Annotated in this window: 13 protein-coding genes and 2 pseudogenes; 8 read left to right on the top strand and 7 right to left on the bottom strand. The window is 54.7% G+C overall.

The window, feature by feature from the left end:
- A partial coding sequence (locus BMW74_RS21715; protein WP_139208447.1) for a transposase domain-containing protein occupies positions 1–295 on the top strand: 295 nt, incomplete at its 5' end.
- Between the two features lie 41 nt (positions 296–336).
- Here BMW74_RS21715 and BMW74_RS25560 read toward each other — a convergent pair.
- Positions 337–596: pseudogene (locus BMW74_RS25560) on the bottom strand (DEAD/DEAH box helicase); the annotation flags it as partial.
- Positions 597–774: 178 nt separating this feature from the next.
- Here BMW74_RS25560 and BMW74_RS21705 point away from each other — a divergent pair.
- Both BMW74_RS21705 and istB read left to right on the top strand, forming a co-directional pair.
- Positions 775–2,031: pseudogene (locus BMW74_RS21705) on the top strand (IS21 family transposase).
- 20 nt (positions 2,032–2,051) lie between these two features.
- Entirely contained in the window at positions 2,052–2,807 is a 756-nt protein-coding gene (gene istB, locus BMW74_RS21700) for an IS21-like element ISPsy14 family helper ATPase IstB (protein ID WP_093426190.1), read from the top strand.
- A 195-nt stretch (positions 2,808–3,002) separates the two neighbouring features.
- On the opposite strand, the gene BMW74_RS21695 is transcribed toward istB, so the two are convergent.
- The 3 genes from BMW74_RS21695 to BMW74_RS21685 all read right to left on the bottom strand — a co-directional run bounded on the left by BMW74_RS21695 (position 3,003) and on the right by BMW74_RS21685 (position 5,774).
- Complete coding sequence (locus tag BMW74_RS21695) at positions 3,003–4,031, bottom strand: alpha/beta hydrolase (RefSeq protein ID WP_093426189.1); 1,029 nt, start codon at positions 4,029–4,031, stop codon at positions 3,003–3,005.
- A 25-nt stretch (positions 4,032–4,056) separates the two neighbouring features.
- On the bottom strand, positions 4,057–4,443 hold the full coding sequence (locus BMW74_RS21690; protein WP_093426195.1) for a cyclophilin-like fold protein: 387 nt from the start codon (positions 4,441–4,443) through the stop codon (positions 4,057–4,059).
- A 143-nt stretch (positions 4,444–4,586) separates the two neighbouring features.
- On the bottom strand, positions 4,587–5,774 hold the full coding sequence (locus tag BMW74_RS21685) for an MFS transporter (protein WP_093426188.1): 1,188 nt from the start codon (positions 5,772–5,774) through the stop codon (positions 4,587–4,589).
- 128 nt (positions 5,775–5,902) lie between these two features.
- Between BMW74_RS21685 and BMW74_RS21680 the strand changes: the two genes are divergently transcribed.
- Positions 5,903–6,796 (top strand): LysR family transcriptional regulator, encoded by an 894-nt coding sequence (locus BMW74_RS21680; protein WP_093426187.1) that lies wholly within the window; start codon positions 5,903–5,905, stop codon positions 6,794–6,796.
- A 698-nt stretch (positions 6,797–7,494) separates the two neighbouring features.
- Here BMW74_RS21680 and BMW74_RS21670 read toward each other — a convergent pair.
- A complete protein-coding gene (locus BMW74_RS21670; protein WP_093426185.1) occupies positions 7,495–8,220 on the bottom strand; it encodes a DUF4145 domain-containing protein in 726 nt (241 codons plus the stop codon).
- A gap of 1,371 nt (positions 8,221–9,591) precedes the next feature.
- Between BMW74_RS21670 and BMW74_RS21665 the strand changes: the two genes are divergently transcribed.
- Positions 9,592–11,169 (top strand): DUF4435 domain-containing protein, encoded by a 1,578-nt coding sequence (locus BMW74_RS21665; RefSeq protein ID WP_256562638.1) that lies wholly within the window; start codon positions 9,592–9,594, stop codon positions 11,167–11,169.
- Between the two features lie 280 nt (positions 11,170–11,449).
- On the opposite strand, the gene BMW74_RS21660 is transcribed toward BMW74_RS21665, so the two are convergent.
- Positions 11,450–13,108, bottom strand: coding sequence for an arylsulfatase (locus tag BMW74_RS21660; protein WP_093426183.1), 1,659 nt, complete (start codon positions 13,106–13,108; stop codon positions 11,450–11,452).
- 363 nt (positions 13,109–13,471) lie between these two features.
- Positions 13,472–14,242 carry a transporter gene (locus tag BMW74_RS21655; RefSeq protein WP_256562641.1) on the bottom strand — a complete coding sequence of 257 codons (771 nt, stop codon included), beginning with the start codon at positions 14,240–14,242 and terminating at the stop codon, positions 13,472–13,474.
- Positions 14,243–14,568: 326 nt separating this feature from the next.
- Between BMW74_RS21655 and BMW74_RS21645 the strand changes: the two genes are divergently transcribed.
- The 3 genes from BMW74_RS21645 (at position 14,569) to BMW74_RS21635 (ending at position 17,138) form a co-directional block, all read left to right on the top strand.
- Positions 14,569–15,189: a tyrosine-type recombinase/integrase gene (locus tag BMW74_RS21645; protein ID WP_093426180.1), complete on the top strand. Its 621-nt coding sequence runs from the start codon at positions 14,569–14,571 to the stop codon at positions 15,187–15,189.
- A gap of 264 nt (positions 15,190–15,453) precedes the next feature.
- Positions 15,454–15,909 (top strand): methyltransferase family protein, encoded by a 456-nt coding sequence (locus BMW74_RS21640; protein WP_093426179.1) that lies wholly within the window; start codon positions 15,454–15,456, stop codon positions 15,907–15,909.
- A 128-nt stretch (positions 15,910–16,037) separates the two neighbouring features.
- Entirely contained in the window at positions 16,038–17,138 is a 1,101-nt protein-coding gene (locus tag BMW74_RS21635) for an SH3 domain-containing protein (protein ID WP_093426178.1), read from the top strand.
- The last annotated feature ends 341 nt before the right edge of the window (positions 17,139–17,479 follow it).

Here is a 17,479-nt window from a genome sequence, read left to right as displayed (position 1 = left end):
CTGGATCAAGTTGGTGCGCTACACCGAAGCCGGTTACTTGCCGATCGACAACAATGCGGCCGAGCGGGCCATCCGGCCCTTCGTGATCGGGCGCAAGAACTGGCTGTTCAGCGACACGCCCAAAGGCGCGTTGGCCAGCGCCCAACTTTACAGCTTGGTCGAGACGGCTAAAGCCAACGGCCAAGAGCCCTATGCGTGGCTGCGCCACGCACTTGAGCGCCTGCCACAAGCCTCGAGCGTAGAAGACTTCGAGGCCCTGCTGCCGTGGAGCTGCACGCCGCAAATTCCAAGATAGCCATAGATCCCCACCTTTAAAATGTGGGGTTCATGGAGCGCTTACGAATCAACCATAAGGTAGCCCATCGCTTTGTAACCTGCCTGGCGCTTATCCCACATCCTCAGCAGTGCGATATTACCTCCGTCAACGAAGTCGATCACTCGCACTCGACCTTATCGGCATGTGATCGATGCAGCCGTCCCGCATATTGCTGAAGGATTCCCTTTCGTGAGATGGGCATTGCCGGCACCAGCTGTAGTGGCGTGTGATCGAAGCCTTCACCTACTAGTTTTCCTGTTACCAACAGCACCCGTGGTGCGGATTCCACAGGCATCCGGCCACCCATTCCATGAACATCCGGCCACTGATTCCATGGTGATCCGGCCACCCGTTCCACGCTCATCCGGCCACTCTTAAGGCAGGCAGCAACGCAGGATTAATTCACTACCATCGACCTCTTTTATCGAAGCAGAGAGGTCGTCGTGGAGCGGTTATCCATGCGTAAGATTCGAGTAGTGCTACGTCTCAAATTCGAGGTCGGCCTATCTGCCCGCCAGGTCGCTATCAGCTTGCAAGTAGGCCGAGCCAGCGTAGGTGAGTACCTCAATCGTTTTGCTGCCAGCGGCCTGACTTGGCCTTCTGCGCTGACTGACGCCGAGTTGCAACGGCATCTTTTTCCGCCGCCCGTTCCCAGCGATCAACGTCCGATACCCGACTGGGCCCATGTCCAGGCCGAGTTACGCCGCCCCGGCGTCACCCTGGCCTTGCTTTGGCAGGAATATCGACTCGCTCACCCGCATGGCTTCCAATACAGCTGGTTCTGCGAACACTACCGCCTCTGGGCCGCCAAGGTCGACGTAGTCATGCGCCAAGATCATCGAGCCGGCGAAAAGCTGTTCGTCGATTACGCTGGACAGACCGTGCCGATCATCGACCCGAGAACCGGCGAGATCCGTCAGGCCCAGATCTTCGTCGCCGTGCTGCCCGCCCGCTCGCGTAAACCCAAGGACAAAGCCAAGGTAGAAGTCGGCGTGCAAGTGGTCGAACGCTGGATCCTGGCGGTGCTGCGCAACCGCCAGTTCTTCTCGCTGGGCGAACTCAACACAGCTATCGGTCTGCTGCTGGATCGCCTCAATCACAAACCCTTCAAAAAGCTGCCCGGCTCACGCCGGTCAGCCTTCGAGACCCTCGACCAACCGGCGCTGCAAGCGCTGCCGGAGCATCCGTATGTCTATGCCGAATGGAAAAAGTGCGATTCCATATCGACTACCACGTCGAGGTCGATGGCCACGTCTACTCGGTGCCGTACCAGTTGGTGAAGCACCAACTCGAAGTGCGCCTGACCGCACAGACCGTCGAGTGCTTCCACGCCAACCAGCGCGTGGCCAGCCACCTGCGCTCGCCGCACAAAGGCCGCCACACCACCCAAACCGAGCACATGCCCAAGAGTCACCGTGAGCATGCCGAGTGGACGCCCCAGCGACTGATCCGCTGGGCAGAGCAAACGGAGCCCAACACTGCTGGCGTCATCGCCTACATCCTCGAACGCCGAATCCACCCACAGCACGGCTTCCGCGCCTGCCTGGGCATCCTGCGCCTGAGCAAACAGCACGCTGGCACTGGGCGCGTGCAGTTACAAAAGCCTCGAATCGATCCTGCGCCAAGGCTTGGAGCGGCTACCGCTTGGCCAGCAAAACCTGCCGTTACTGCCCGAAGAACACATCAACCTGCGCGGCCCTGGCTACTACCACTGACCTGAAAAAGGAGCACCAAAATGCTGCCCAACCCGACACTCGACAAGCTGCAAACCCTGCGACTGCACGGCATGATCAAGGCGCTTGGCGAACAACACGCAACGCCTGACATCAACGATCTTAGCTTCGACGAACGCCTCGGCCTGATGGTCGATCGCGAGCTGACCGAGCGCGAAGACGCCCGCCTGACTACTCGGCTCAAAGCCGCACGACTGCGCCATAACGCTTGCCTGGAAGACATCGACTACCGCAGCCCGCGTGGCCTGGACAAGGCCTTGATCCTGCAACTGGGCAGCGGCCAGTGGCTGCGCGACGGCCTGAACCTGATCATCGGCGGCCCAACTGGCGTAGGCAAAACCTGGCTCGCCTGCGCGCTGGCCCACAAGGCCTGCCGGGACGGCTACAGCGTGCGCTACCTGCGCCTTTCGCGCTTGATGGAGGAGCAGGGCTTGGCCCACGGCGATGGCCGCTTCGCCAAACTAATGGCCGGCTACGCCAAGACTGACCTGTTGATCCTGGACGACTGGGGCCTGGCGCCGGTTACCGCTGCGCAACGGCGCGACATGCTTGAGTTACTGGACGACCGCTACGGCAACCGCTCGACGCTGGTCACCAGCCAGATGCCGGTGGACAAATGGCATGCGCTGATCGGCGATCCGACCTTGGGCGATGCGATCCTCGACCGGCTGGTGCACAACGCTTATCGCATCGAGCTGAAGGGTGAATCGATGCGCAGGCGCGCGACGAAATTGACGGCGGCAGGGACTTCAGGCTAACAATGCGAACCTGCGTCGCTGCGCTCCGACTGCCTGTCCAAGTGAGCGTGGAATGAGTGTCCACATGATCGTGGGCTGAGTGTCCAAGTGTCGTGGAATCCGCATTCACTGAAAGATTGTTCAATTGAGCCTCCAGTGCTTGCGATAAAGCGTCACAGGCTCGTGGTTAATTCATAGGGTATGTTTGCTCTAACATCACTTCAGATTGCTCTGATAGAAGCTCGCCAGCTTGTCAAAAGGAATGAGGTCGACGCGATCATAAAGGTCAACATGGCCAGCGCCAGGAATGATGACGAGTTCCTTGGGTTGACCGGCGAGTTTGTAGGCTTCTTCGCTGAACTCTCTCGAATGCGCGTCGGTTCCGGCAATGAACAGCATCGGACGAGGTGAAATCGTCTCGATGTCATTGAACGGGTAGAAGTTCATGAATTTGATGTTGCTGGTAAGCGTCGGGTGCGTGGTCAGCTCTTTGGTCGAGCTGGCGGGGGTGTATTCGCCGCGCGGTGTGCGATAGAAATCATAGAACTCACGCTGGATCGGGTGAGTATTCTCGTCCAGTTGATGCACTGTACCGCTGGTATAAAGGGTTTCGCCGCCCGTGAACTCTACATAACGCTGCTGCGCTGCTTGCGCGATAGTCTCCTGGCGTTGTTCAAGTGTCTGCGAGTGCTTCAAACCATTGCGATTGGCTGCGCCCATGTCATACATGCTGACCGTTGCGATGGCTTTCATACGCGGGTCGATCTTGGCCGCGCTGATGACGAAGCTGCCGCTGCCACAGATTCCGAGTGCGCCAATCCGCGCCTTATCGATAAAAGGTCGGGTGCCGAGAAAGTCCACTGCCGCGCTGAAGTCCTCGGCATATATATCCGGCGAGACGGCATTGCGTGGCAGTCCCTCGCTTTCTCCCCAGAATGAAAGATCCAGGGACAGTGTTACAAAGCCTTTTTCGGCCATTTTCGTGGCATATAGATTGGCGCTTTGCTCCTTGACCGCCCCCATAGGATGCCCAACAACAATCGCAGGGCTTTTGGTTTTGTCGTCGAGGTTTTTGGGGGTAAAAAGAGTGCCCGACACGTTCATTTGATACTGATTTTTGAAATTGACCTTCTGCACGGTCACTTTGTCGCTGGTGTAAAAATTATCCGCACCGTTGGACATATCGGCTCCTGTTGCTGAGAGTGAACTGACAAGAAGCGTTAATAAAACAATGAACTTTTTCATTGGAATCCCTATCGATGCGCAGTAGTCAGTTTTGGGAAAACATCACTTTCACCGCGTGGCGACCTAAAGCCTTTGCCAGGCTCGTGCTGCTCTCCACACGCCCAAGGCGGGTGTATGGGTATGTCGACTCAAAGGTCGAATAGAAAACAACCAGGATGTCCGCGTCATAGAGCATCAGATCACCCGTGCGGATCGTCCCCGGTTTGCTCGCGTAGACAGGCAGGACTTCAGGAAGGTTGGCGTATTTTTCATTGCTGTTGAGATCGCTCATGTCCAGCGTCAGTGGTAGTAGCGTGGCAAACGCACGAGCGGCTGCGTTGTCGGCTAGGGTGATAGCGAAGCGTTGTTCGCCGACGATCATCCACATACGGGACTTCTCCGTTATCGAAGATGCCGAGGCGGCATCATTCATTACCAGGTAACTACCAAACACGAGAACCGAATGCAGCAAACCAGGCCAACGAAGTGGCCTCTTGCTCCGGACTGGGTGCAGATCTGCGCTTGAGGTGCGGAGGATGCCCCTTTTCATGATTAGTCTCCGGAACGTTGCATGTCTCAAGCGGTTCGAGAGGGTGTCGAACGTGACGCCAGCCCGGTCACCGTTGCACCCAGCAGCAGCACGACTGCGCTAGCGACAAAAGTGCTTTGATAGCCGCGACTATCGAACAGCAGTCCACCCACAGTAGAGCCCAGAGCAATGGCCAGTTGAATCACGGCCACCATCAGACCGCCGCCAGCCTCGGCATTATTTGGCAAGGCCTGCGCGATCCAACTCCACCAACCCACCGGGGCCGCAGTCGCCAACAGGCCCCATAAGCCCAGCAGTGCAGCAACGACGATGATTGAGCTTCCAAAAAGGATCAGCGCCAAGGCGATCAAGGCCATCAAGATCGCAATGGCGATCAATGTCTGGAACAAACCGTGCCTTAGAATTCGGCTGATGATCAGCGTGCCGATAAAGCCTGCCGCACCGATCACCAACAAGATCAACGACAGTGTGGATACATCGACGCGCGTTACCGTTTCAAGGAAGGGCCGCAGGTAGGTGAACAGCGCAAACTGCCCCATGAAGAAGGCCCCGCAGCCGACCATGCCCAGCGCGACTGATCGATTCTTGAACAGTTTGAATACGTTCCCGGAGCCTGGCATGCGCGACTCCACCTTCATGGGGGGCAGGCTGATGTACATCCAGATGAGAGCAATCGCCGCGACAGGCACCACACAGAAAAAAGCACCCCGCCAGCCAATAATCGAGCCCAGATAGCTGCCCAGCGGTGCGGCAATGACTGTCGCCAGCGCGTTACCGCCGTTGAAGATGGCCAACGCCTTCGGCACCTGTGGAGCGGGTACCAGGCGCATGGCCGTCGCCGCGGACATCGACCAGAAACCGCCAATGACCACACCGATGAGCGCACGGCCGACCATGTAAGTCTGATAGTCGGGGGCCAGCCCGACGATCAGGCCCGAGACGGCCATCAACCCGGCCAATGCCAACAGCAGTATCTTTCGATCGAGGGTTCTGGCAAGCCACGAGATCGACAGGCTGGTCAGCACGGCAAATGCTCCTGAAATCGCAATGCCTTGCCCGGCCATTCCTTCGGTAACCTGAAGGTCAACGGCTATCGGCGTCAGCAGGCTGACCGGCATGAACTCAGATGCAATCAGGGCAAAGACACAGAGCGTCATTGCAAAGACACCGCTCCAGTAGGCGGGAGCCTCGTTGCGGGTGGAAACAGCGCCCATCGGGGCCTCACAGTCATTCGTATTCATACCGGTCATGGTGACGAGCGAATACTCAAGCGACTAGCTAATGAATGCTTAACAGGGCTATAAGTCTTGCTAATCAATAGCCATAAAAGGTGCTTCGCACCATGGTCAAAAGAAACCTCAACGATCTGCTGTCTTTCGTGACAGTAGCGCGCGAAGGCAGCTTCACCCGCGCCGCCGGGGTGTTGGGCGTTACCCAATCTGCGCTGAGTCAGGCCATCAGCGGTCTGGAAGCGCGCCTGCAAATCAGGTTGTTGACGCGCACCACCCGTAGCGTCTCGCCGACCGTCGCTGGCGAGCGGCTACTGCAAGCGATCGGTAATCGCTTCGATGAAATCGAAGCGGAGCTGGATATCCTGACGCAAATGCGCGACAAGCCTGCGGGCACCGTCCGCATCACCTGCGGCGATCATGTTCTGCGCACGACGTTGCTCCCCAAACTCACTGCGCTGCTACACGAATACCCAGACATCAACGTTGAGTTCGACGTCAATTACGGGTTCAGGGACATCGTGGCGGATCGTTTTGATGCAGGCGTACGCCTGGGCGACACCATCGACAAAGACATGATCGCAGTCCCGATAGGCCCACCCTTGCGGATGGCTGCCGTCGCCTTGCCAGTGTATTTTTCTACACGTGGCATCCCCGAAAATCCGCGCGACTTGATGAATCATCGCTGCATCAACCAACGCATGCAGACTTCAGGCGGGCTCTACGTATGGGACTTTGAGCAGCGAGACAAGCAGGTGAACGTGCGGGTAGACGGCCAGCTCATTTTCAACACCTCAAGCCATATCGTGGAAGCAGCATTGGCCGGGCTGGGTATTGCGTACCTGCCAGAAGAGGAGTTTGAGCCGCACCTTCGGGAGGGCAGGCTTCAGCGCGTGCTGGAAGATTGGTGCCCACCGTTCTCTGGCTACTATTTGTATTACCCCAGCCGTCGACAACCGTCACCCGCATTCACGCTGGTTGCCAATGCATTGCGCAAAGCAGGGTAGAGGGGGCTAACTGCCGACTACTTAAGCTCCCTATCTGCCCTCTGCGAAAGGCTGCTATGGGTCGATTCTGTTGAAAAAGTCGACCATGGATTGCGCAGCAGAAAAGAATGCGTTCGAGATTGAAATCTTTATTTTCGGCAGAGGCTTCCTGACTCAGATTTCACGTAGCCGTGTGCAAAGAAGGCGTTTTAACCAGTCAATGACCAGGCCGTTTGGGCGAGCCGACTTTTTCAACAGAATCGGTCGAAAGCAGGCATTCAGATGTGCCTAAGAAATCAGGGACGCCTCAGGTTCAGGCTCCAGCCCCGCAAGTGTCGTGTCTGCGGGCGGCACTTGAGTCTGCGGGTTTTATCCTTGTATCTCCAGGTTCGGTACTTTTCCCAGGATACAAGCAGGGATACGGCGGATAGGGGAAGGCAGGGGTAAACAGACAGGCACAAAAAAACCGGCTCAGTGGCCGGTTTTCCTGTTGCTGAAAGCCTGGTAGAGACTTTCAGATACTGCTATATGGTGCCCGAGGGAGACTCGTGCGTACCATATAAACCGTGTCTTGCAGGCGGATTGTACAGTTAGGGATACAGGTAGGGATACATGCCTGCATCTGCTGTTGCTGAGCATCTTACAAAAAATACATGCGTTCCCCTAGATGGAATCGAACATTAGAGCCTGTGGATGCTTTTCGGGCGTGGCGGCGCGATTCAGAAAATATTCTTTGTCAGCCACTCAGCGCCCTGTATCAACTCCTCAGCCTGTTCCTTTGTGGGTTCAACGTCCTTCTTGTGTGAACACAGATTTCTTAAATCCGCCAAGAACGAAATCTTCCGCCATACGGCAATGTCAATCACACCCGCAGCTTTCAGTGGTTCGTTCAAGTCAGCGATTGTGGGATGTTTCTTGGCAATTTTGATCGCATGAGCATTTGCGACTTTCTGAAGGTGTCCTTCAATCACTACTCCCATCAGCGCACCTGCCGCTCGTGGGCTAATTTTCGCGAGCTGCGTGGCGATTACGAGCTCGCCATCTTGCAACTCGGCATAGAGTTCGCTTTCGATGTTGGAAATTACAGAGTCAATGCGGTGTTCTAATGACTTGAGAATCGTGAGCTGGTTGATGAAACAAGTGAGCACCCGACTTTTGGTATCGTCGCCATCCCAAGACCCAGGGGAAACCCCCTTCATAAAGTCTTGGATTACGTACGTGCCATACCCGAGACTTTTTCTTTTCGGATCAATTTCGTAGTAGCCCTTAAATTCTACATGGCGATCGGGCGCAAGCGCTCCCACAGCCTTTACTGCTTTCGAATACCACGTTTGATAGCCGCCACGAAAATCTTTCGTTTCATCATCATTGAATTTCCCTGCAAGCGCGTAACCTTCTGAGCACAGCTCTACGAGCTCCTTGCGAATCCGTTCACGCTTAGTCATAGGTATCCTCATCATTCGCTGGTTGGTGAAGCTGACTGGATACACTACTTCTTGGGGCGAGCGCTAGGAGCAAATCCACCAACGATTCTACGTATTGGCACACGAGCAGCATCGATTGATTCGACCGGCCGAACATCGCTGGGGACCCTAGAGTCTCCTGGACCATACGGGGTCGGAAACCCGCGGGATCGTGGTAGCGGCAGCCGCACCAGCTTACTGAAATTTCAACGTTGAAATTGAAAGGATCTTGAAGAGAAAAGGGCATCTTTACCGGATCTGTAACGGTCATGGGTATCGTTCAGGATAGTGAACGATTGGCCCGGTCAACCAGTCAACTAACTTTGGAGCCCAGTCACTAACGAGATCCGGCGGGTTCTTTGCCCCGTGCTCTTCAGAAAACCTTAGGGTCCCCGGCAACATCTCAAGACCTTGTGCAATTGCACTGGTGAACTGTGGGTTCACCCGGTTCACCTGTTCACTAAGCTGAGTACCTTTCCGCTAGCACATTCCCGCGGGTTTCCGACCCCGTAATTCTCAGAGTCGTCCAGGGGCCCTGCTATGTTTTCAAGTCACCGGTACGATCGGGTTGTTCTCGCTGGAGGATACGTTGTCGAGGGGGCTAGGGGAGGCTCTTTCAAAAGTCGTGTTACGGGTGTTACACGTGTTACGTTTCTCCATAACTCCATGATTTTAAATATCTTTATTTCTGTTACACGTCCGTGCGATGTTGTCGGTCGACCGTGTTACATATCCAATAGGTGTTACATCTATATCTGCCTCGTGGGTCGAGGTTCCATACTGATGAAGGGACAACCATTTGACCGCCAGATTCTGCCGATGCTGGTCGGCAGATGTAGGTCGGTTGCTGCCCTTCGTGACAGGCAGCAACCGGCCGATTCTGTTGAAAAAGTCGACCATGGATTGCGCAGCAGAAAAGAATGCGTTCGAGATTGAAATCTTTATTTTCGGCAGAGGCTTCCGGACTCAGATTTCACGTAGCCGTGTGCAAAGAAGGCGTTTTAACCAGTCAATGACCAGGCCGTTTGGGCGAGCCGACTTTTTCAACAGAATCGGCCAATAGCTGCCAGTCACGAAAAGCTGCTTCCGATCCGTTGTTGCCGTTGTCCAAAGGTAAAAAGCGACTCGATGCGGTATCCCGCTTTAGGAAACATACTTGGTCCCCAAGCAGGTGCTGGTCGCCTTACCCGAGCCCGTTTCGGCGAAGCCATGAAAGGCTTGGGATTATCCTTCTTAAGCATGGGTTATGCTGGGGGACTTATCGTGCTGCGGTCATTGTTCACTGGCCGTCCCTGAGTAATACCCCCTAATGCGGTGCATTCAATGTCAGTAATACCAGCCACTCGATCTATAGTGCTTCCGCGCCATGGCGCAGACAACCAGACCATAACAACCAATCGGAATTTACTTTTTATTGGCGCTAATGGCTCAGGCAAAACTCGTCTTGGAAGCTGGCTTGACATCAACTCGCCTGATCAAGCTCAGGTGTTCAGGATCTCCGCGCAAAAGTCGCTCGCTATGCCTGATTCGTCGACACCAATGTCTATTGAGTTAGCGGAGCAGAACCTGATATTTGGCAGTCCCGAAGCAAATAGAAATAAGTACTTCCGATGGCAGGACAAGCCTGCCACAAGGCCTCTAAACGACTACGAGAAGCTAATGGTCTATCTGTTCTCGGATGAGACGGAGGAAAATGCTAAATATAAGGTTGTTCAACGCAAATCAACTACCAAGCTTGAGCCCCCGCTGACCAAGATGGACAAGGTAAAGCAGGCATGGGAGCGGATACTCCCCCACCGCGAACTTGTGGTCGGTGGATTAAGAATCCAGACCCAGGTTCGCGGTGACGCTAGCAAGACCTACAACTCGTCGGAGATGAGCGATGGCGAGCGCGTGATCTTCTATCTTATCGGGCAGTGTCTTGCGGCGCCGCAAGACGGCATCGTTGTCATTGACGAGCCTGAGCTACACCTACATAAATCTGTGCAAGCCCCGCTGTGGGCCGAGATTGAAAGATTGCGGCCCGATTGCCTGTTCGTATATCTGACCCATGATGTAGACTTCGCCGTTGCCCAAGAAGGTGCGCAGCGTGTCTGGCTCAAGTCTTATGACGGCACATCTTGGGAATGGGAGCTTATTGAAGACAACGACAACTTACCAGATGACCTTTTGATTGAGGTGCTCGGCAGCAGAAAACCTGTTGTGTTCATCGAAGGCGTTAACGGTAGTCATGATGTATCGCTCTATCGCGAGATACTTACCGGATTCTTAGTTATTCCTCGCGGCAGTTGCGACCAAGTCATCCAGGCTGTTCGAGCTTTACGTTCGAACATCCAGCTTCACCACCTGCAGGTCTACGGCCTCATTGACCGTGACCGGCGCACAGCGCCAGAAATCGCAGCATTGCAAGCCGACAATATCTACACGCTGGACGTTGCGGAGGTCGAGAACCTATTCTGCACGCAGGAGGTTCTGGCACTTGTCAGCACCCGTTTGGCCCGCGACGCCACAGCAGATTTCAACCAGGCCGTCACCCAAGTATTCAAACAGTTGAAAACCGAGCTCGACACCCAAGTCTCTTTGCGGGTAATTGCTGAGGTGAAGTTTAAGCTCAATTGCTTCAATGCATCGGCCCGTGGAGAGTCTGCCCTCTCGGTCGCCTTGCAGCAACTTACTCAGGGCATAGATATTTCGGCCCTTTACGCCCAGTTCGATGGGGAGTTTCAAGCCGTGATTAATGCGGCAGACTACCGGGGGCTGCTGCGCCTCTACAATCGAAAGTCTCTGCCGACGCAGATCGGGAACGCATTAGGTCTGAAGGCAGGAGAGCTTGTTGAATTAGTGGTTCGCCTTGTTCGAACTGATGAACGCAGCGCTGTGATCGCGGCTATTAGATCGTATTTCGGTGCCTTTGCACACCTTGTAAACTGATCAAGAGTAGGCGGCAGCAGGTTCGATATCTGGCGAGCTTGCGAGATACCTTATTGCTCCAAATGTTCGTGACTCGTATGCAATACGCACTCGGTTTTCCACCCGAAAGCACTTTAGTGCCAACGTCCACTTTTGGCCGATTTCTGCCTGTCGCGACCGGCTGAAATCGACCCAAAGCAGCTGTTGGTGGCTGCTAGGAATCTCAATATTGTCACTACTTGCAAGCGTCATATTGAAGTGACGACCTCCCGAGGAGGTCGCCATTTTTCAGCTGATTTGATTAGTTGCCGCTTGGCATCGACAGGTTGATGCCTTCTTTTTTCAGGGCGTCACGCACGGTTTGGAATTTCTGGTACTGCGACAGCTCGATCGGCCCGTCATAACCCATGCTTTGCAATTTGCGTGGTGGGTAATCGACGTAGGTTTTCATTAGCTTCATGATCGCGGCCGAGATCGGCACCATCGTCCAGGTGCGTTCGGTAAAGTTGTTCATGAACAGGTCATAGCGCTCTTGCGGGTCTTGCCACAAGTCAAAGACTTGCGGCACGGTGGCCACGTATTTTTGTGCGCCTTTCCAGCCTAGGTTAGTGTCTACGGCCAAGCCACCGGTTACCGCGCCATCATCGCCGCGCAGGTTGAACACGGCCTTATAGTTTCCGACACGGGCCGCACCCGGGGACAATTCGTTCTCGGTAAAGTAGAACCACTCCTTGCGCGGAGAAGGGCCGCTGCCAGTGAGTACTGGCGTCATATCATAGCTGTCGAAGATGATTGGCTGACCCTCGCGATCTTTCTCGGGCAACTTCACGCCAGCCACAGAGGCGAACGTCGCCATCAGGTCCAGGCCGCCGATGATCTCGTGGTTTTTCGTGTCCGGCTTGATCTTGTCTGGCCAGACGGCAATGGCCGGAACCCGGTTCCCCCCCTCACGCACCGTACCCTTGGTCCCGCGGAACGGGGTGTAGCCGGCATCCGGATAGACATCCTGCCAAGCACCGTTGTCTGTGGTGTAAACCACTAGGGTGTTCTTATCCAGGCCAAGCGCTTTGAGCTTGTCCATGATGCGGCCAATGTGGGTATCGAGTTCGACGATAGAGTCGGCGTACTTGGACTTGGACATGGACTTATGAATGAACTCCGGTGCCGGCAAGTTCGGTTGGTGCACCTTCATGAAGTTGATGTTAATGAAAAACGGCTTGTCGGATTTGGCCGCTGTGTCGAGAAACTCCAGTGCGGCTTTTTCAACGTAGTTATCAAAGAAAGGAATGCCGACTACGCCAGGTTTTCCGTCCACGACGGGCGTGTCCACGTACTGACCATTAACCTTGAACTCTTCGACCGGTTTTTCACCGGCCTTGCCGGACAACGCGCCTTTGGTCACCTTTTCAAACATCGCACGGGTTTCCGGATCCATGTCGGGGAACCAGGTCGGGTCCGCGTAGGTGTAGGCATTGAGGTGATACAGGCCGACGTATTTCATCACGTCATAACCTTGTGCATTGGGAAGGGCGTAGTCAGCTTCACCTAAATGCCATTTGCCGGTGAAATAGGTGTCGTAGCCACCGGTTTTCAGCACCGATGCCAGCGTCCATTCGGCGGCGGGCAAGCCACCGCCCTGACCTTGGAAGGCTACGGTGGTCATGCCGCTGCGATTGGGAATGCGCCCGGTTTGCATGGCTGCCCGGCCTGGCGTGCAACTGGGTTGGGCATAGAAAGAGTAAAAAGTGACGCCTTCCGCCGCCAGCTCATCGATGCTGGGCGTCGGCATACCCCGACCGATCCCGCCGCCGTAGGGGCCGAGGTCGCCATAACCGGTATCGTCGGAGACGATAAACAGGATATTGGTTTTTTCCGTTTGAGCCGCGTGGGCAAGACCGTTGAGCGCTAACAGTAACGAACAGGCAAGATAGAATCTGGAGCGAGGTGAGGGCCTTTTCATAGTGGTTTTCCTTTATCGAGTTTCGATCCTTGTTGCTGCTACTCAAACATCAAGTTCGCAACGACCAGAATCCTGGAGTGTTATCCCCCCAACCCTGCCCATGGACAGTTCAAGGGGGTCAACTAACCCAGCGATAGAACTCCCGTTACTACTCAAGGCGCCCGCAATAGCCTAGTACGGTTATTTTCGTTGCGCGCGTTGCTGATGAGGAAATTTCAACGTCATTGGTCGATATCTGGAAAAGAGCAGAGCCGTTCGTAAACCCTGGAGGATTCGAGGTATGAACAATTTTAAATGACTACTGTTGGCGTTTTCTGCCTGTCGTGTCCGGCTGAGGACGCCCCACAGAGAACTCATTCGTCATCATTTCGGGAACAGCAGTGTCAGTGCCGCTCTAAAGCCCCAGCCGTGCTCGCCATCCGTGGGGCTGTCAGCCCAGTAGCGTGGGCCGGCCTGAATACTTATTGGTTGCCCTCCAACTTTTAGAATCTGCGTAATAAACAAATTTATCGGCACTGACCATTCTTTGCTCTGCCAATCGTAGGTCGACTCGGTGTTCACCCCAAAGCTGGTGTAAGTATGGGTGGTGTACATCAAAAATGGTTGCAGAAAGGTGGCGTTAACCTTTTCTTTGTCATCCGGCGGACTACCGTTCAGCCCCCAGATATGGTTGGCAAGAATCCCACGAGTCCAACCATTCGATTGCTTTAGAGCGACTGCTGTCGGGCCGAGCCCCCACTGCTTGCTGCTGAGCAATTCATCACTACCAGTCGGGATCAAGATCGCAGGGCCAGCGCCCCAAATCCAGCCACTTTCAGTTGGCCTTTTCGGTGAGAAGAAAAAGCTTTGAGTGACATCACCGATCCCTGATTTGTCCGCGAGGCCATCGGCGGCCAGGCCATGCTGGTCGATAACGGGAAGGATGGTTCGCGCGATCAGATTCCAATCTTCGTTCACCGAGAATGGCAGCACTGGCTGAATGTTGGTGACGCTATGCATGCCATCACCCGTCGGCCCAATTTTCTGATCCCAGTTGTACTGCACCGGCAGGCTATACATTGCCGCTATCGGATTGAGCGCCTTTTTGGCCAACTCGGCGGTATCATCTTCGGCTTGGATCAAGCCGCACTGCATGGCGAAAAGACTTGCCACAAGAACGGTTAGCTGTGGTCGTACTCGTTGCATGCTTTATCTCCTATTCGGTAAAAGTACACACAACAACCTGCACATCCTAAACGGCTGCGCTGCCGACGCGACCAGCCTTAACGATAGCAGTGGTTCCGCAAACAAACGCAACGTTGCACTGCAACGAGCGGCCCCCTGCGGCTTCTTAGCCGAGGTCGACAGGCAGCTATTTGGCCGGTTTCTACCCCTCACTGAGGGCCGCAATGGGTCGGATAGCGCCCCCCACGCTCTGTGACTGATCCATCCTTGTCCTCCCTCAACGTGGAGGACAAAACATGAACACTATTGCTATATGCAGCCATCAGCCTTGGAACAAGGGAAAGCTTGTCGGGCAGAAAGCCCCGCTCCGAGTCAGAGATATTTGGGCCATCCGGGTCAGGCTCCAGCTTGCGGAGAAGACACGGGATCTGGCTCTCTTCAACCTAGCCATCGACAGCAAACTGCGTGCCTGCGACTTAACCAAGCTGCGAGTACGAGACATATCCCATGGGGAACATGTGTCGTCACGGGCCATGGTGATGCAGCAGAAAACTCAGCACTCAGTGCAATTTGAAATCACTGAGCAAACCCGAACGGTTCTGGAGGCTTGGATGCATCAGGCCCACCTCCACAGTGAGGACTTCTTGTTTCCGACCCGGTTGCACGACTCAGATCATCTCTCCACCAGGCAATACGCTCGAATAGTCAAAGCCTGGGTGACAGCCATTGGCCTTGACCCAACTATGTACGGTACCCACACGCTACGGCGAACCAAGGCATCACTGATCTATCGCAGGACGAAGAACCTGAGAGCTGTCCAACTCCTGCTCGGTCATACGAAGCTTGAAAGTACCGTCAGATACCTGGGAATCGAGGTCGATGACGCCCTGGAATTGGCGGAACAGACCGAAGTCTGACCACCCACTGCGACGGTCGATGCCAGACCGTCGCTGTCCGACCCTAAGCGGCCGGTGGGGACAGACAGAAACCGGCCAAAAGCGGTCGCTCACTGTCTAAAAAATCCGGGACGATTCACTGATTGTCGTAACGGATGATTACTGCTTTGATCTCGGCGATACGGGCTATCTGCCCCGCAGCCTCCATCGTGCTCAGGGTGCTTGACCCTATAGTGGCTATAACCCTCACTCTAGTAGCAAGTTCGTATCTGATAGGAATTCATCATGGAAAACCGTATCCCCCCGCCGCTGGTTGCTACCCTGTTCAGCCTGTTGATGTGGTTCGCGGCTCTACACTTACCGGGAGCCCTGGAGCTGACTATCGAGTTGCGCACTGGCCTGGCGCTGGTGGTGTTGGTAGTCGGCGTAGCTATTTGTCTGGCCGGCGTGCTGTCCTTCCGCCGCGCCCGCACCACGGTCAACCCGTTGAAGCCAGAAACGGCCTCGGCTCTGGTCAGCACCGGCGTCTACAGATATACACGCAACCCCATGTACTTAGGCTTCGCGATAGCCCTGATAGCCTGGTCAATTTTCCTCGGCTGGCCGCCGGCGCTCCTAGGTATGCTGGGCTTCGTGATGTACATGAACCTCTTCCAGATCGGGCCGGAGGAACGGGCCCTTGCCAGCCTTTTCGGGAGAGAATTCACGCAATACTGCAGCCAGGTTAGACGTTGGCTCTAGAAAGGGGGGCGTCCGCTTCTGGCCGATAGCCCCGTAACCGCTGGCCGCTATCGACCCAAAACGCGTGCTCGCAAAAGGTAATCTACGATACCTTAAGCCCTCACTACGCTTGGCGAGAAGACTTTGGAATGAACGATACGGAAAATGAACGTTTATCCCTTTTAGGTCCAACAGAGACCCGGAATAGCGGCGATCAGTTGAAGCAGCTTGATGAACAGGCTAAAGCTTGGGGCGACAGCACTCAGTTGAGACAGATCGCTGAGCAGGCGAAGGCCTGGGGTAATGACCCTCGGTTGAAGCACCTTGCTGAGCAAACCAAGGCTTGGGGTAGCAACACCCAGTTGAAGCAGCTTGCTGAGCAGGCGAAGGCCTGGGGTAATGACCCTCGGTTGAAGCACCTTGCTGAGCAAACCAAGGCTTGGGGTAGCAACACTCAGTTAAAGCAGCTTGCTGAGCAGGCGAAAGCCTGGGGTAATGACCCTCGGTTGAAGCACCTTGCTGAGCAGGCGAAAGCCTGGGGCAGTGACCCTCAGTTGAAGCAGCTCTCCGAAGAGATCAATGCTTGGGGTAGCAGCACTCAGTTAAAGCAGCTTGCTGAGCAGGCCAAGACTTGGGGTAACAACGGTAAGTTGAGGCAGATCGCGGAACAGACGCTAACTTGGGGCTTAACGTTCGATGTAGTGGTAGGCGAGCTTGTCGCTCGATCTGGCAAGAGCGGAGAAGTATCTACAACCGAGTTAAAACCGAACCAAGAATTTGCTGATATCGAAGGCTCGGTATCTATTGAGGACTACTTCATCGGTGGAGTGATCTCCACCCCCAGTTCAACGCCAGTACTTTCAATAATTCCGACTTGGATCCTGTACTTGTGGATGATTTGCTTTGCGCCTGCGTTGGTTGTGTTGACTAACTGGGAGGCGGTGCGAACAGGGTTGGTGGATATCAATGCGCGCATGCCGCAAACAAAATCCATCGCGGAATTTAGGCGTTTCATACACTCCAATCTCGCTGGTAAGCCAGGAGATATTCGTCTTGTCACTCGTTCTGACGTTCGACTCAGGATGGCGCCGGGTATGAAGTCAACGGTGATAATGACCCTGCCTCAATATGCTCCTGTGATTGTCTTAGGAAAGGAGGATCGCACTTGGCTCTACGTATCATATGAGCACGAAGGCTTCTTGATAGACGGTTACATTTCAACTAAATTTTTGAAGAGGATCAGGAAGTAAATCGAGGTTAGTTACCGACTTTGCTTTAAGGTTTGACACTTCAAGAGATATTACGGTGAATGGCTCGGCTTGCTCGAGAATGGCACGTCACGAATGGCAGCTCTTGGCCGGAAACGGGCCAAGTTCGGGTTCCGTCAATAGGCTGGGACGCAACGATGCGGAAGCCTTTAAGGCTTCCGCTTCTGCGCTACACCCCCCTTTTTTTCAACTGATGGTCAATGATATCTAGCTCTGCCTTAATTGCGCTTATCGTGAGCGTCTCAACTTTGGTATCTTTGCTCACGCTCGGATTGAGCTTCTTTATCTCGGCTAAGACAATAAATATACCGTTCAAATGGAGC

This window comes from Pseudomonas sp. ok272 (genome assembly GCF_900109995.1).
Classification (GTDB): Bacteria; Pseudomonadota; Gammaproteobacteria; order Pseudomonadales; family Pseudomonadaceae; genus Aquipseudomonas.
The sequence above is the reverse complement of the archived record's forward strand: the minus strand, read 5'-3'. Positions and strand labels throughout refer to the sequence as shown.

Bases quoted from the DNA above. Each gene is read 5' to 3' on its own strand.
- istB (WP_093426190.1), top strand. From the start codon at position 2,052: ATGCTGCCCAACCCGACACTCGACAAGCTGCAAACCCTGCGACTGCAC.
- BMW74_RS21695 (WP_093426189.1), bottom strand. From the start codon at position 4,031: ATGAAAAAGTTCATTGTTTTATTAACGCTTCTTGTCAGTTCACTCTCA.
- BMW74_RS21690 (WP_093426195.1), bottom strand. From the start codon at position 4,443: ATGAATGATGCCGCCTCGGCATCTTCGATAACGGAGAAGTCCCGTATG.
- BMW74_RS21685 (WP_093426188.1), bottom strand. From the start codon at position 5,774: ATGGGCGCTGTTTCCACCCGCAACGAGGCTCCCGCCTACTGGAGCGGT.
- BMW74_RS21680 (WP_093426187.1), top strand. From the start codon at position 5,903: ATGGTCAAAAGAAACCTCAACGATCTGCTGTCTTTCGTGACAGTAGCG.
- BMW74_RS21670 (WP_093426185.1), bottom strand. From the start codon at position 8,220: ATGACTAAGCGTGAACGGATTCGCAAGGAGCTCGTAGAGCTGTGCTCA.
- BMW74_RS21660 (WP_093426183.1), bottom strand. From the start codon at position 13,108: ATGAAAAGGCCCTCACCTCGCTCCAGATTCTATCTTGCCTGTTCGTTA.
- BMW74_RS21655 (WP_256562641.1), bottom strand. From the start codon at position 14,242: ATGCAGTGCGGCTTGATCCAAGCCGAAGATGATACCGCCGAGTTGGCC.
- BMW74_RS21645 (WP_093426180.1), top strand. From the start codon at position 14,569: ATGAACACTATTGCTATATGCAGCCATCAGCCTTGGAACAAGGGAAAG.
- BMW74_RS21640 (WP_093426179.1), top strand. From the start codon at position 15,454: ATGGAAAACCGTATCCCCCCGCCGCTGGTTGCTACCCTGTTCAGCCTG.
- BMW74_RS21635 (WP_093426178.1), top strand. From the start codon at position 16,038: ATGAACGATACGGAAAATGAACGTTTATCCCTTTTAGGTCCAACAGAG.